This window comes from Bauldia sp. (assembly GCF_965232525.1).
In the GTDB taxonomy this organism is placed as follows: Bacteria; Pseudomonadota; Alphaproteobacteria; order Rhizobiales; family Kaistiaceae; genus Bauldia.
The window spans coordinates 3303890-3317513 of sequence record NZ_OZ246980.1 but is presented as its reverse complement, the minus strand read 5'-3'; the positions used below and the strand labels follow the sequence as shown (position 1 = coordinate 3317513).

12 protein-coding genes are annotated in these 13624 nt (G+C 61.9%); 11 read left to right on the top strand and 1 reads right to left on the bottom strand.

What is annotated here, in order from left to right:
- The first annotated feature begins 35 nt into the window (after positions 1-35).
- The 11 genes from ACO076_RS15670 (at position 36) to ACO076_RS15620 (ending at position 11147) form a co-directional block, all read left to right on the top strand.
- Positions 36-941 carry a carbohydrate ABC transporter permease gene (locus tag ACO076_RS15670; RefSeq protein ID WP_421723769.1) on the top strand — a complete coding sequence of 302 codons (906 nt, stop codon included), beginning with the start codon at positions 36-38 and terminating at the stop codon, positions 939-941.
- A complete protein-coding gene (locus ACO076_RS15665; protein WP_421723768.1) occupies positions 934-1836 on the top strand; it encodes a carbohydrate ABC transporter permease in 903 nt (300 codons plus the stop codon). Before ACO076_RS15670 ends, ACO076_RS15665 begins: the two co-directional genes overlap by 8 nt.
- A gap of 7 nt (positions 1837-1843) precedes the next feature.
- On the top strand, positions 1844-2944 hold the full coding sequence (locus ACO076_RS15660) for an ABC transporter ATP-binding protein (RefSeq protein ID WP_421723767.1): 1101 nt from the start codon (positions 1844-1846) through the stop codon (positions 2942-2944).
- Positions 2941-3720 (top strand): SDR family NAD(P)-dependent oxidoreductase, encoded by a 780-nt coding sequence (locus tag ACO076_RS15655; protein ID WP_421723766.1) that lies wholly within the window; start codon positions 2941-2943, stop codon positions 3718-3720. The genes ACO076_RS15660 and ACO076_RS15655 overlap by 4 nt, the downstream gene beginning before the upstream one ends.
- A 21-nt stretch (positions 3721-3741) precedes the next feature.
- Positions 3742-4740 (top strand): sugar phosphate isomerase/epimerase family protein, encoded by a 999-nt coding sequence (locus tag ACO076_RS15650; protein ID WP_421723765.1) that lies wholly within the window; start codon positions 3742-3744, stop codon positions 4738-4740.
- Positions 4737-5546: an SDR family NAD(P)-dependent oxidoreductase gene (locus tag ACO076_RS15645; RefSeq protein WP_421723764.1), complete on the top strand. Its 810-nt coding sequence runs from the start codon at positions 4737-4739 to the stop codon at positions 5544-5546. The genes ACO076_RS15650 and ACO076_RS15645 overlap by 4 nt, the downstream gene beginning before the upstream one ends.
- A gap of 225 nt (positions 5547-5771) precedes the next feature.
- A complete protein-coding gene (locus tag ACO076_RS15640; RefSeq protein ID WP_421723763.1) occupies positions 5772-7061 on the top strand; it encodes an ABC transporter substrate-binding protein in 1290 nt (429 codons plus the stop codon).
- A 19-nt stretch (positions 7062-7080) separates the two neighbouring features.
- On the top strand, positions 7081-8046 hold the full coding sequence (locus ACO076_RS15635) for a carbohydrate ABC transporter permease (RefSeq protein WP_421723762.1): 966 nt from the start codon (positions 7081-7083) through the stop codon (positions 8044-8046).
- Positions 8046-8903 carry a carbohydrate ABC transporter permease gene (locus tag ACO076_RS15630; RefSeq protein WP_421723761.1) on the top strand — a complete coding sequence of 286 codons (858 nt, stop codon included), beginning with the start codon at positions 8046-8048 and terminating at the stop codon, positions 8901-8903. The genes ACO076_RS15635 and ACO076_RS15630 overlap by 1 nt, the downstream gene beginning before the upstream one ends.
- Before the next feature lie 55 nt (positions 8904-8958).
- Positions 8959-10041: a Gfo/Idh/MocA family protein gene (locus ACO076_RS15625; RefSeq protein ID WP_421723760.1), complete on the top strand. Its 1083-nt coding sequence runs from the start codon at positions 8959-8961 to the stop codon at positions 10039-10041.
- Positions 10038-11147: an ABC transporter ATP-binding protein gene (locus ACO076_RS15620; RefSeq protein ID WP_421726746.1), complete on the top strand. Its 1110-nt coding sequence runs from the start codon at positions 10038-10040 to the stop codon at positions 11145-11147. The genes ACO076_RS15625 and ACO076_RS15620 overlap by 4 nt, the downstream gene beginning before the upstream one ends.
- Here the strand turns inward: ACO076_RS15620 and ACO076_RS15615 are convergent.
- Positions 11144-13531, bottom strand: a complete 2388-nt coding sequence (locus tag ACO076_RS15615; RefSeq protein WP_421723759.1) for a transketolase — start codon at positions 13529-13531, stop codon at positions 11144-11146. The two genes, ACO076_RS15620 and ACO076_RS15615, sit on opposite strands and share 4 nt — an antisense overlap.
- Between the last annotated feature and the right edge of the window lie 93 nt (positions 13532-13624).

Here is a 13624-nt window from a genome sequence, read left to right as displayed (position 1 = left end):
CGCCGGGGGGAACTCTCATGTCCAGATCGATATCTATGGTGACAACACGCTCATGGCGCGAACGGCTGGTTGCCGCCGTTCCGTTCGTCGTGCTGGCGCCATCGCTGGTGGCCTCGTTCGTCTATGTGTTCGTGTTTACGGTCTGGACGCTCTACATCTCGCTGAGCAACTCGACGCTCCTGCCGACATACGGCTTTGTCGGTCTGGACAACTACGAGGCCCTGTGGGCGAACCGCCGCTGGAACGTCGCTTACACCAATCTCTTCCTATTTTCCGGGCTTTACATTCTTGGATCGATGGCGGTTGGCCTCATGCTGGCGATCCTCATCGATCAGAAAATACGGGCCGAGGCGGTTTGGCGGACCTTCTTCCTCTACCCCCTGGCGGTCTCGTTCATTGTCACCGGCACGGTCTGGAGCTGGCTCTACAACCCCGCCGTCGGCGTCGAAGCACTGGTACGATCCTTCGGCTGGACGGACTTCAGTTTCGCCTTCACCACGGACCGTGACACGGCCATATGGGCAATCATCATCACAGGTATCTGGCAAGCCTCCGGTTTCGCCATGGCGCTGTTCCTTGCCGGCCTCCGCTCGATCGACGGGGACATCATCAAGGCGGCGCAGATCGATGGCGCTTCCGCCTTCCGCACTTACCGGCGTGTGATTCTGCCGACGATCGCGCCGATCTTTCTGGCCGTGGCCGTGGTGCAGATTCAGTTCGCGATCAAGACCTTTGATCTGGTCGTCGCGCTGACCCGCGGAGGCCCCGGGATCGCGACGACGTTTCCGGCCATTTACGTGTACGACATGATGTTCCAGCGCGGCAAAATCGGTGAGGGCGCCGCAGCCGCCATCATGATGCTGTCAGCGGTTGCGGTCGTGCTGGTTCCCTATTCGCTATGGATGGTCTGGCGTCGACGGCGGATGGCGAGCCATGGCTGACATCGCGATCCAGGCAGCCGACGATCCCGAAGCCGCGGTGGCTAGCCGGCGGCGGTTCGTCAATCGTGTGATCATCTACGGACTGCTGTTTGGGTTCGCCGTGATCTACGTGTTGCCGCTGGTCGTGGTCGTGCTGAATTCATTCAGAGATCAGCCGGAGATTGCGCGAAACGGCCTCATCGCGCTGCCTGAGAGTCTGCGCCTGAGCGCCTGGCCAGAGGCATGGTCGGGATACTGCATCGGTGGCGCGTGCGAGGGAATGCAGCGCTACTTCTACAACTCCCTCCTGATGACGATCCCGGCCACGATCATTTCGACAGCGATCGGGGCGATCAACGGTTACATCCTCAGCAAGTGGCGCTTCCGTGGGTCGGAGGTGCTGTTCACATGCATGCTTCTCGGGGTGTTTATGCCCGGCCAGATTTCGCTCATGCCGTGGGCGTTCATCCTGGGCAATATCGGACTCTCCAACACAATCGGGGCGCTGATCCTTGTCCACTGTGTGCAGGGGATCAGTTTCACCACATTGTTCTGCCGAAACTACTACGTCGCCATTCCGGATGACCTGATCAAAGCGGCGCGGATCGACGGCGCCGGGTTCTGGCGTATCTTCCGAAAAATCATCCTGCCCCTGTCGCCGCCGATCCTCATCGTAACGGTGATCTGGCAGTTCACCGGGATTTGGAACGAGTACCTCTTCGGCGTGGTGTTCACCTCCGGTTCGCAGCAGCCGATCACGGCGGCGCTGGTTGCCCTGACCTCGGGCGCCCAGGTAGCCACCGCCTATGACGTGATGAGTGCGGCGGTGCTGATCGGCGCTCTTCCGCCGTTGCTGGTCTACTTTTTCGGTGGCAAATACTTCGTCCGCGGTCTGACGCAGGGAGCAATCAAATGAGGCGACCATGGCGTCGTTGACCATCAGCGACCTTCACAAGAGCTTTGGTTCGGTCGAGGTTCTCAAGGGCATCGACCTCGAAGCGCAGTCCGGCGAGTTCATTGCGCTTGTCGGTCCTTCGGGCTGCGGGAAATCGACGCTCCTTGCGATGATCGCCGGCCTTGAAAGTGTCACCTCAGGTGAGATTCGGATTGGTGATCGCCTGGTCAATTCAGTAGCGCCGAAAGACCGGGACATTGCGATGGTGTTCCAGTCCTACGCGCTCTATCCGACGATGACCGTGGAAGAAAACATGCGGTTCGGGATGGAGAGCCGCGGTATTCCGAAGGCTGAGCAGAAGGAGGCGATTGAACGGGTATCCGCGCTGCTTCAGATCGGTGCGCTGATGAGGCGCAAACCGGGCCAGCTCTCCGGCGGACAGCGGCAGCGTGTTGCCATGGGTCGTGCGCTTGTCCGTGATCCCTTGCTCTTCCTTTTCGACGAACCGCTTTCGAATCTCGATGCGAAACTCCGCGTCGATATGCGGACCGAAATCAAAAAACTCCATCATCGAGTTGGCAAGACCACCGTGTATGTGACCCACGACCAGATCGAGGCGATGACGCTGGCGTCGCGCATCGCCGTCATGGACCGTGGTGAGGTTCAGCAGTTCGACGAACCGGAGACGATCTACAATCGTCCGGTCAACATGTTCGTTGCCGGCTTCATGGGATCGCCGTCGATGAACTTTCTCCCGTCCGAGATCGCCGTCGACGCCGGAAAGCCGGTCGTCGCTTTCACCAACAACGGCGAAACGGCCAAGCTGCCGATCGTTGGCGACCAGCACGCCGACCTCCGGCCGGGGCAGAAGGTGATGTTTGGCGTGCGACCGGAGCACTTTGCGCTCCACCGCGGCGATGAGGACCGGGTTGTCGGCGAACTCAGCGCCGAGGTCGAAGTCGTCGAGCCGACTGGTGCGGAAACAATGGCAACGCTGCGTGTCGGTGACCAGGAGGTGACCGCGCGGTTCCAGCCTGACGCCGCGCCGCGGGAAGGTCAGATTGCTCGGCTCGCGGTCGATATGGCCAAGATCAGCTTATTCGATGCTGAGACGGAACAGCTCGTTTGAGTGACGCTCCGCCCATAAGACCGGCGCACTATCCGAGCCTCGACGGCTGCGTCGTGTTCGTCACAGGCGGCGGCTCGGGCATTGGCGCCGCCACCGTCGAAGCTTTCGCCAGACAGGGCGCGCGCGTCGCCTTCGTCGACATCCTAACTGATATCTCTGAGGCTCTCGTCGAGCGGCTATCAGAGGCACAACACAGGCCGGCTTTTCTTCCTTGCGATGTGACGAACATCGAGGCGCTGCGCGGCGCGATCGAGCAGGTGCGGTCCGATGTCGGTCCCATCGACGTTCTCATCAACAACGCGGCCCGTGACGACCGGCACGACGTGGACTCGGTGACACCCGAGTATTGGGACGACGCGATGGCGGTGAACCTCCGCCATCAGTTCTTCGCCGCGCAGGCAGTGCGACATCAGATGCGTGAGCGTGGCGGCGGTTCGATCGTCAATTTCTCATCGATCGCGTGGATGGCGGGTGGCGTGCCGTTTGTCGCTTACGCGACCGCGAAAGCGGGCATCGTCGGCCTGACTAACAGCCTCGCCCGAGAGTTCGGCGCTGACAACATCCGCGTCAACGCCATCGCCCCCGGCGCGGTCGTGACCGAGCGTCAGTTGCGGCTGTGGTACACTGAGGAGCAAGCCGACGAGACCGCCAACCGGCAATCGATCCGACGGCGCTTGCTTCCGGATGAACTCGCTCGCACCGCCCTTTTCCTCGCGGCTGACGACAGCCGCATGATCACCAAACAGTGCATCATCGTCGACGCTGGTTTGCGCTGATCACCTCAAACGGAGACGTGCATGTTACTGGTCGGACTCAATCCCTTCGGCTTGACCTATACGGTCGGAATTCAGGGGCATGGGACCTCGCGCGCGAACCCAGACGGCGTCGGCTTGGAAGGGTTCATCCACATCGCCGTCGACATCGGGGCCCAGAGTATCGAACTGCCAAATATCTGGCTTTCGAACTTGTCTGACGAGGAACTCGACGCGCTGCGGGGCCGCTTGGCGGACCTTGATCTCGTTCCGGTGATTGGCTCGGGCCTGGTTCATGAGCCGCCTGGGGCGGCCATCCGAGGGGCGGTCGCCCTTGGGGCAAAGACAATTCGCTTGGCGCTAACCGGTCTTCTGTGTGGCGATCGCGGCGAGTTGGGCGATCACTGGCCGAAAATGGTGGAGGATACGCGAAACGGACTTCGCGATTACGCCAAGATGGCGAGGGACGCTGACGTATGGCTCGCCATCGAAAACCACCAGGACTTTGGCAGTGAGGAGCTCCTCGATTTCTGCGAAGAGGCGGGACCCAATGTCGGCATCTGCTACGACACCGGCAACTCGTTTCCGGTGGCCGAAGCACCGATCCCGTTCACCCACCGGATCGCCCCGCGGGTCCGGCACGTTCATCTGAAAGACTACACCGTCCAGTTCACTGATGAGGGCTATCGGCTCGTTCGCTGCGCTTTTGGTGACGGCGCGGTGCCGGGGGACGAGATTGTCAAGATTCTCGACGAGCATCACGACGCGCTCACCGCCTCGATCGAGATCGCCGCATTGGACGCACGGCACATCCGCCTCCTGACGCCCGGCTGGTGGCATGGCTATCCGCCGATTACCGGTGCCGATCTTGCCGCCTGTTTCGCTGCTGCGAGACACAACCGACTGCCCAGTGACGTCGACCATCGAACGTTGTGGGAGCGGGAAGAAGAGGGGCCGGCATTGGTCGACTACGAACTCGATCAGGTTCGCCGCAGCGCGAAGTACCTGAAGGAACAAGGCATCATGTTGGGAGGTCGGTCGTGACCAAGGAACTCAGCGGCAAGATCGCATTCGTCACCGGGTCGGGGCGCGGCCTTGGGCGGACGATGGCGGAGCGGTTGGCGGAACTCGGCGCCGACGTCGCAATTCACGACCTGGACTGGACTGCGCCGTCGAAATACGGCGAGGCTGCCGATCTCGGTGAGGTCGCACGCGGGATCGAGACGCATGGCGTTCGGGTGACGGCTGTGACCGGGAACATCGGCGACGCCGAGGCCGTCGGCAAGATGCGCGAGGATATCGAGGCCAACCTCGGTCCTGTCGACATCCTGGTCAACAGCGCCGGTGGCGACATCGGTGCAGCGGGCGGCAAGCCGAAGCCGAACGATGCGCTCGACATCCCGCTGGAGGACGTGCAGGCGCTGGTCAACAACAACCTCGTCGGAACGATCATCGTCTGCAAGACGTTTGTCGCCCCGATGCGGGATCGAGGTTCGGGCGTGGTCGTCAATCTCGGCTCGGTGGCCGGTCATTTCGGCGTGGCGGATGGCCCGATCTACGCGATCCTGAAGGCCGCGGTGGCGCACTATTCGCGCTGCCTCGCCAAGCAGCTTCAACCGATGGGTGTTCGCGTGAACACGGTCAGCCCGGGACCGACAAAGACGGCCCGGTTCGAAGCGACGCGGACGGTTGATCCGCGCAAGATGGATTCAACCCAAGCGTCACTTGATCGCTATGCGGAACCCGATGAGATCGCCGAGGCGGTGGCTTTTCTTGCCGGGCCACGGAGCAAATTCATCAGCGGCCAGGTTCTGTGCGTTGACGGCGGGTTGGTCTTATCGCCGTCTTGACGGTTCTGCGAAGCCGCTTGCTTCCACAGACCACGGCGGCCCATTTTCGATTTCGTCGACCGATGAGAGCCTGATATCCTGCCAAGAGCGCCACGTGGCCTTTGGGCCGCAACGGCAGCAGGCGGAGGTAGCCCCTTGTCAAGGAAATAACTACCGAGTTACTTTTCATTAAGCGGCTCGCGATTGCGAATGCCGGAAAACCAAAAAACAAATGGGAGGAATGAGATGTCCAATCGTCTGACGCGGCGCCAATTCGGCGGGCTTGTTGCCTCTGGCGCATCACTAGCCGTTCTGGCATCGAGTGCGGGTCTCGCACGAGCCGAAGAACGCGTTCGGTTGATATGGTGGGGCAACCCGGAGCGCGACAAACGGACCTACGCGGTCGTCGACTTGTACCAGCAGATGAATGCCGACACGTCGGTCGATCCCGAGACCTACTCCTGGGGCGACTACTGGACCAAACTCGCGACGCAGGCGGCCGGGCAGAACCTGCCCGACGTGATCCAGATGGATTACCGCTATATCTTCGAATACGCCCGCCGCGGCCAACTCGAGCCCCTGGACGGCTTCATCGGCGGTGAACTGGAACTCGCGGACTTCGATCAGAACCAGCTCGATTCCGGTAAGGTCGACGACCAGGTCTACGGCATCTCGATGGGTGCCAATTCCATGAGCCACGTCTACAACCAGACCGTTGTCGACGAGCTGGGCATCGACCTGCCTGATCCGACGGCTTGGACGACAGAGGACTTCATCGCCCTTGGCAATGAAGTGAAGGACAGGCTACCCGACGGCATGTTCTTTGTCTCGAACATGGGCGGCCAAGAGAACATGTTGGAGACTTGGACGCGCCAGCGCGGCAAGGGGCTGTATACGGCGGACGGCGAACTCGCCTTCGACCAGCAGGACCTGCAGGACTTCTGGCAGTTCTGGATGGATCTGCAGGTGGCCGGCTTGACGCCGCCGGCCGATGTCCAGGCGCTCGATACCGGCAAGATGGATGAGATGATGCTCATCAATCGCCGGACGCTGTTCGACTTCCTGCATTCGAACCAACTGGTGGCGGCGCAAAACCTCATGGAGGACGAGATCGGGATCACCATGATCCCCAACCAGCCCGGCGGACAGCCTGGCCAGTACATGAAGCCGTCGATGCTTCTATCGATGGCGGCAACGTCGCCAGACAAATCGGCGGCGGCCGAGTTGCTCAACTTCTTCATCACCAGCCCGGAAGCCAATGACGTACTGCTCATTGAGCGTGGCGTAACCGGCGACGCCAGTATTCGGGATCGTATCTCCGCCGGTCTCACCGAGACGGAGCGGAAGATCATCGACTACCTGAACGTCGTCGGTGGCCACGTCAGTCCGCTGCCGCCACCGCCGCCGAAGGGTGCCGGCGAGATCGACCGTGCTATCGAACCGGCGTGGCAGGCTATCGCTTTTGGCCAGAAGTCGGTCGAGGATGGTTCGGCTGACTTCTACGAGTTCGCAAAGACCACCCTAGAGCGGTCGTAACGCGAGGAGCAGAACGGGCGTGGCCACCACGGCCTTCGCAACGGCAGACGGGCGCCGCTCAGCAGCGGCGCCCAGTCTTCGTGATCGATTGGCGCGCGTCTGGCGCGCTGACGGCGCGGGCTATCTGTTTCTGGCCCCCTGGCTCATTGGGTTTCTGGGACTCACCCTTGGGCCGACGATCGCGTCGCTCTACCTCTCTTTCACGGACTACGACCTACTGACGCCGCCACGCTGGTCGGGGTTGAACAATTTTGAGTTCGCGCTGTTCAACGATACGCGGCTTCACAACGCGCTGTCGGTGACGTTTCGGTATGTGTTGTGGTCGGTGCCCTTGAAGCTGGCGGTCGCGCTCATCCTCGCCATGGTCCTCGACCGGGCGGTGCGCGGTGTCGCTGTCTACCGGGCGATCTTCTATCTGCCGTCGTTGCTCGGAGCCTCGGTCGCCATCGCGGTGCTCTGGCGGCAATTGTTCGGCGCCGAGGGGCTGATCAACCAGCTGTTGTTCGTGACGACCGGCTTCGTCGGGCCGTCATGGGTGACGCATCCCGACTATGCGCTATGGACGCTGATCATCCTGGCGATCTGGCAGTTCGGATCGCCAATGATCATTTTTCTCGCAGGCTTACGACAGATTCCTCAGGACCTCTATGAAGCCGCGTCGATGGACGGCGCCAGACCGCTCCGTCAGTTCTTCAAAATCACCCTGCCGCTGCTGGCGCCGGTGGTGTTTTTCAATCTGGTCCTGCAGACGATCGAGGCCTTCAAGGCTTTTACCCAGGCCTACATCGTTTCCGGCGGTACCGGCGGGCCTGTCGACTCGACGATGTTCTACACGCTCTATCTCTATCTCGAGGCGTTCGCCAACTTCCGCATGGGCTACGCCTCGGCGCTCGCCTGGATCCTGCTGGTGATCATCGGCATCTTCACCGCAATCGCCTTTCTCACGTCGCGCTACTGGGTCTACTACGAGGATGAGGGGCGCTGATGAGCGAGATCGCCTCCAACCGCAAAAGCCGCTGGTCGCCTTACGCGCGCCATGTCGTTTTGATCGCGGCCTCGATCTGCATGGTTTATCCGCTGCTGTGGATGATCAGTAGTTCGTTCAAGCCTGAAACGCAGATCTTCACCAACCCCGGCGCGCTTCCGACCGAGTTGAAGCTCGACAGCTATGTCGACGGGTGGAATGCGTTGCGGATCAGCTTTTCGACGTTCTACCTGAACTCATTCCTGATCGCCGTGCTTTCGGTTATCGGCAACCTGCTCGCCTGTTCTCTGACCGCGTACGCCTTCGCGAGGCTACAGTTCAGGCTAAAGTGGTTCTGGTTCGCGCTAATGCTCGGTACGCTCATGCTGCCGTACCACGTCACCCTCGTGCCCCAGTACATTCTCTTCCTGAATCTCGGCTGGGTGAACACCTACCTGCCGCTGATCGTTCCAAAGTTCCTGGCGGTCGACGCGTTCTTCATCTTCCTGATGGTGCAGTTCTTCCGGGGAATCCCGCGGGAGATCGACGAAGCGGCGACGATGGACGGATGCGGGCCGTGGCGCATCTATTGGCGGATCATGCTGCCGCTTTCGACGCCGGTCCTCGCTACCGCCGCGATCTTCTCCTTTATCTGGACATATGATGATTTCCTCGGACCGCTCATCTACCTCAACGATATGCGGTCGTGGACGGTGCCGTTGGCGCTTCGCGCGTTCGTCGATGCCAGCGGTGGTCAGTCCCTCTATGGCGAACTCTTCGCCATGTCGACCCTGTCGCTGTTGCCGGTCTTCGCGGTGTTCCTTGCCTTCCAGCGGCTGATCATCCGTGGTGTTGCGCTCGGCGCGCTGAAGCGTTGATGCGAATGTTTGAGAAACAACGGCGCACGGCAGTGTGCGGTGGAGGAACAAAAAATTGAGTGAACCCTTGCGGGTCGCCGTGGTCGGCGCCGGCGTCGGCGTTAACCACATCGAGGCCTACAATTCGTTGCCCGACCTGTTTGCGGTGGATGTTCTTTGCGACATTGACGCCGCCAAGGCCGGTACGATCGCGGCCGAGCACGGCATATCGCAAACCACGTCGCGGTTCGACGACCTGCTTGCCGGTGACCTGGACATCATCGACATCTGTACACCGCCATCGCTGCATTTCGATCAGGCGAAGCAAGCCCTGCTCGCCGGCAAGCACGTGGTTGTCGAGAAACCGTTCACACGGTCCCTGGCTGAGGCCGACGAGCTGGCGGCGGTCGAACGCGAATCCGGCCGCCGGTGTTGCCCGATCTTTCAGTACCGATTCGGTAACGGGATCAGCCAACTCCTACATCTGCGGGATCGTGGTCTTGCCGGCCAGGCCTACGTCGCGACGGTCGAGACCCACTGGCGTCGGACCGCTGCTTACTACGACAACCCTTGGCGGGGTCGGTGGGCGACAGAGCTTGGTGGATCGCTGGTTGCCCATGCCATCCATAGCCACGACATCCTGACCTATGTTCTTGGGCCGGCAAAGACTGTGTTCGCGCGGGCGGCAACGCGGGTGAACCCGATCGAGACGGAGGACTGTGCGGCAATCGCGCTCGAAATGGAGGACGGTTCGCTGGTTACCCTGTCGGTGACGCTTGGCGCGGAAGAGGACATGTCCCGGCTGCGTTTCTGTTTTGCCGGCTTGACCGCCGAGAGCAACCGTAGCCCCTACAATCCCGGCACGACGCCTTGGACATTCACCGCTGCCGATCCCGCGCGGCAGACGGAGGTCGACGCTGCGGTTGCCGAAGTGCCCGTCCTGCCCGAGCGAAACGCCGGCCAGTTTCTCAGGCTTCACACGGCGCTGACGGACGGCGGTCCCTTGCCGGTTTCGATCGCCGACGCTCGGGCGTCGCTGGAACTTGCCACGGCAGCCTATTACTCAGCACGCACAGATGCGGTCGTCACCCTTCCGCTCGATCGCGATCACCCGCTCTACGAGGGTTGGCTTCCGGAAACGGCGAAGGAGGAAGCCTGATGGCGAGCTTTGAACTCCGTCAGATCTTCAAGCGGTTCGGCCCGGTCGAAGTCATCCACGGCATCGATCTCGATATCGCCGATGGAGAGTTCGTCGTCTTCGTTGGCCCGTCTGGATGTGGCAAGTCGACCCTGCTCAGAATGATCGCCGGACTCGAGGGCATAACCGCTGGCGAAATTCTGATCGACGGCGAGGTGGTCAACGATGTCCCTGCGGTCAAGCGCGGACTGGCCATGGTGTTCCAGTCCTATGCCCTCTATCCGCATATGTCAGTCCGCAAAAACCTCTCCTTCGGGCTGGAGACGATGCGTGCACCGAAGCATGAGATCAAGGAACGCGTCGCCCAGGCGGCGGAAATCCTCCAGATCGAGGAACTGCTGGACCGGCGACCGGGCCAGTTGTCCGGCGGCCAGCGCCAGCGCGTCGCGATCGGCCGGGCGATCGTCCGGGAACCCAAGATCTTTCTGTTTGACGAGCCGCTGTCCAATCTCGACGCCGAGCTTCGCATGCAGATGCGGGTGGAGATCAATAAGCTCCATCGCCGTCTCGGTACGACCATGACCTTCGTCACGCACGATCAGGTCGAAGCGATGACGCTGGCGGATCGGATCGTGGTCCTTCGCGCCGGCGTGGTCGAGCAAGTCGGGACGCCGCTCGACCTCTACAATCATCCGGCCAATCTGTTCGTTGCCGGCTTCATCGGCAGTCCGCGCATGAATTTCCTCGAAGGTGCTGTCACCGGCGTCGAGTCCGGCGTCGCTGAGATCGCCCTGAAAACCGGCGGAACATTGCGCCGCCGGATCGACGGCAGGCAGCCGAGCGGCGATGTCACGGTTGGTGTGCGGCCGGAAGCGATCATGCTGACGGACGCCACTGAAGCTGCGACGACGGGTGAGGTCCAGATCGCCGAGCAGCTTGGTGGCGAGACGTTCGTTTACCTCGGCCTGACCTCCGGCGAGCCTTTGACCGTCGAGATCAAGGGCCAAGCGCAGGTCAAGCTGACCTCGACTGTCGGGCTCAAGTTCGACGAGGATGCGCTTCACCTTTTTGACAGTGACGGGCGCTCCCTTATCGACACGAGGGCCATGGCGACCGCCGCCGCCTAGACAGCGCGGAGGCGGATCGGACGCCCAGGCGAAAGCTGATCCGCGGCCTCGACGATGGTGTCGGCATCGATACCGAAGTGGCGATAGAGATCGGCGACCGTCCCCGTTTGGCCGAAATGCTCGACGCCCAACGGCGCTACGCGATGGCCGGCGACGGAGCCGAGCCAGCCGAGCGTCAGGGGATGTCCGTCGGTGACGGTGATCACGACGCAGTGCTGCGGCAGCGGATCGAGGAGCGCCTCGACATGGCTCCGCGCCGTTTCGCGGCCCTTGCGGCGGGCGGCGCGCGCTGCGGTCCACCCGGCGTTCAGCCGGTCGGCGGAGATGACCGCCAGAACGCCGATGTCGCGACGATCGACACCGATGCGACCAGCCGCGGCAATCGCCTCAGGCGCCACGCACCCCTGGTAGGCGATCACGATGTCCGCGTTCGGTCCCGGTTCGCGGAGCCAGTAGGCGCCGTCGACAACGCCTTGGTAAAACGCGGCATCCCGCCCGAGTTTCGGCTGCTCGAGCGGGCGGGTGGAGAGGCGGAGATAGACTGAACCGCCTTTCGTATCGCGGAGCCAGGTGCGCGGATCGGGTTCACCTTCGCCATCTCGCTGGAGATAGGCGAATGACCAGTCGAGGATCACCGAAAGCTCATCAAGGAATGCAGGCTCGAAGCTCGCAAGGCCATCCTGACTGATGCCCACCAACGGCGTTCCGATCGACTGATGAGCGCCGCCTTCCGGGGCGAGGGTCACACCGGAAGGCGTGCCGACGATCAGGAAGCGGCTGTCCATGTAGCAAGCGTAGTTCAGCGCATCGAGGCATCGCGCGATGAACGGATCGTAGAGCGTTCCGACCGGAAGCAGCCGCTCACCGAAGAGCGAGTGGCTGAGGCCGGCGGCGCCGAGAAGCAGCGCCAGGTTCATCTCGGAGATGCCGAGTTCGATGTGCTGCCCGTTCGGCGAGAAATGCCATTTCTGCATGGACGGAACGCGCTCGTCGCGGAACGTGTCCGCCGACTCCTGCCGCGCAAAGAGCCCGCGCCGGTTGACCCACGGGCCGAGATTGGTCGAAACCGTGACGTCGGGCGACATCGTCACAATCCGGTCCCGAAGCGCTGTGTCGGTTTTGGCGAGCGCATCGAGAATCTTGCCGAAACCAGCCTGGGTCGAGAGTTCGGTGTCATTGAGATAGATGGGGCCGCCGACCGGGACGGAATCGGCCGCATATCGACGGGAGCCCGACTTGAAGAACGGTACGTCGTCGAGAAAGGCCTGGAGGTCGCCGCGGGACGTTTCGGGCACGGTCGCGAGACGGTCCCACTCGTGCCCCTCGGCGACACCCATCTTCGCCCGGAACGAGTCCATCTGGGCCGGAGTCATCAGACCGGCGTGATTGTCCTTGTGGCCGGCGAGGGGGGTTCCCCACCCTTTCACCGTATAGGCGAGGAACAGGGTCGGTCGATCGCCGGTGACGCTGTCAAACGCGTCGCCGAGTGTCTCGATGCAGTGGCCGCCGAGATCGGTCATCAGTGCGGCCAGTTCGTCGTCGTCGCGTTTTTCCAGCAGCGCGGTAACCGGTCCCTGATCGCCGATCTCGTCCATCAGCCTTTGGCGCCAAGCGCCCCCACCCTGGAAGGTCAGCGCGGAAAACAGGGAGTTGGGACATGAGTCGATCCACTGCCGCAGCTTGTCGCCGCCAGGCTCGGCAAACGCCTCCCTTTGCAGCGCGCCGTACTTCAGCCGGACGATGTCCCAACCAAAGGTTTCGAACACCGACTCGATGCGCTGCCACAGGCCTTCAGGAACCACGCCGTCGAGCGATTGCCGATTGTAGTCAACCACCCACCACACGTTCCGTATGTCGTGCTTCCAACCCTCCAGCAGGCACTCATAGACATTGCCTTCATCGAGTTCAGCATCGCCGACCAAGGCGATCATTCGGCCGGTTGGGCGGACATCAGCCCAGGACTTCGCTTGCAGATAATCCTGGACCATGGAGGCGAAGACGGTGATGGCGGCGCCAAGGCCGACGGAACCGGTGGAGAAGTCGACGTCGTCGGTGTCCTTGGTCCGCGACGGATAGGACTGCGCGCCCTGATACCCCCGGTAGGCTTCCAGCTTTTCGCGGGTCTGGTTGCCCATCAGGTATTGCATAGCGTGAAAGCCAGGCGAGGCGTGCGGCTTGACGGCCACCCGGTCCTCTGGCCGCAGCGTGTGGAAATAGAGCGCGGTCAGTATCGACACCATCGAGGCCGTCGATGCCTGGTGGCCGCCGACTTTGACGTCGCCGTCGGCTTTTGGACGAAGGTAATTGGCGTGATGGATCGTCCAGCACGCATTCCAGAGGATCTGGCGTTCAATCTGTTTGAGTTTGTCTTCGACGTCGGTCATGACCTCGATGTCTCCTCGCCCAAAGGGCAGTATCATCGCTGGCAGATTACGCGGTTGAGGGGCATCTTGAACAGGCGTCACGCGACGCCCGCC

What these genes read in the sequence shown, in the direction of transcription:
- ACO076_RS15670 (WP_421723769.1), top strand. Translation starts at nt 36, where the DNA reads ATGGTGACAACACGCTCATGGCGCGAACGGCTGGTTGCCGCCGTTCCG.
- ACO076_RS15665 (WP_421723768.1), top strand. Translation starts at nt 934, where the DNA reads ATGGCTGACATCGCGATCCAGGCAGCCGACGATCCCGAAGCCGCGGTG.
- ACO076_RS15660 (WP_421723767.1), top strand. Translation starts at nt 1,844, where the DNA reads ATGGCGTCGTTGACCATCAGCGACCTTCACAAGAGCTTTGGTTCGGTC.
- ACO076_RS15650 (WP_421723765.1), top strand. Translation starts at nt 3,742, where the DNA reads ATGTTACTGGTCGGACTCAATCCCTTCGGCTTGACCTATACGGTCGGA.
- ACO076_RS15640 (WP_421723763.1), top strand. Translation starts at nt 5,772, where the DNA reads ATGTCCAATCGTCTGACGCGGCGCCAATTCGGCGGGCTTGTTGCCTCT.
- ACO076_RS15630 (WP_421723761.1), top strand. Translation starts at nt 8,046, where the DNA reads ATGAGCGAGATCGCCTCCAACCGCAAAAGCCGCTGGTCGCCTTACGCG.
- ACO076_RS15615 (WP_421723759.1), bottom strand. Translation starts at nt 13,531, where the DNA reads ATGACCGACGTCGAAGACAAACTCAAACAGATTGAACGCCAGATCCTC.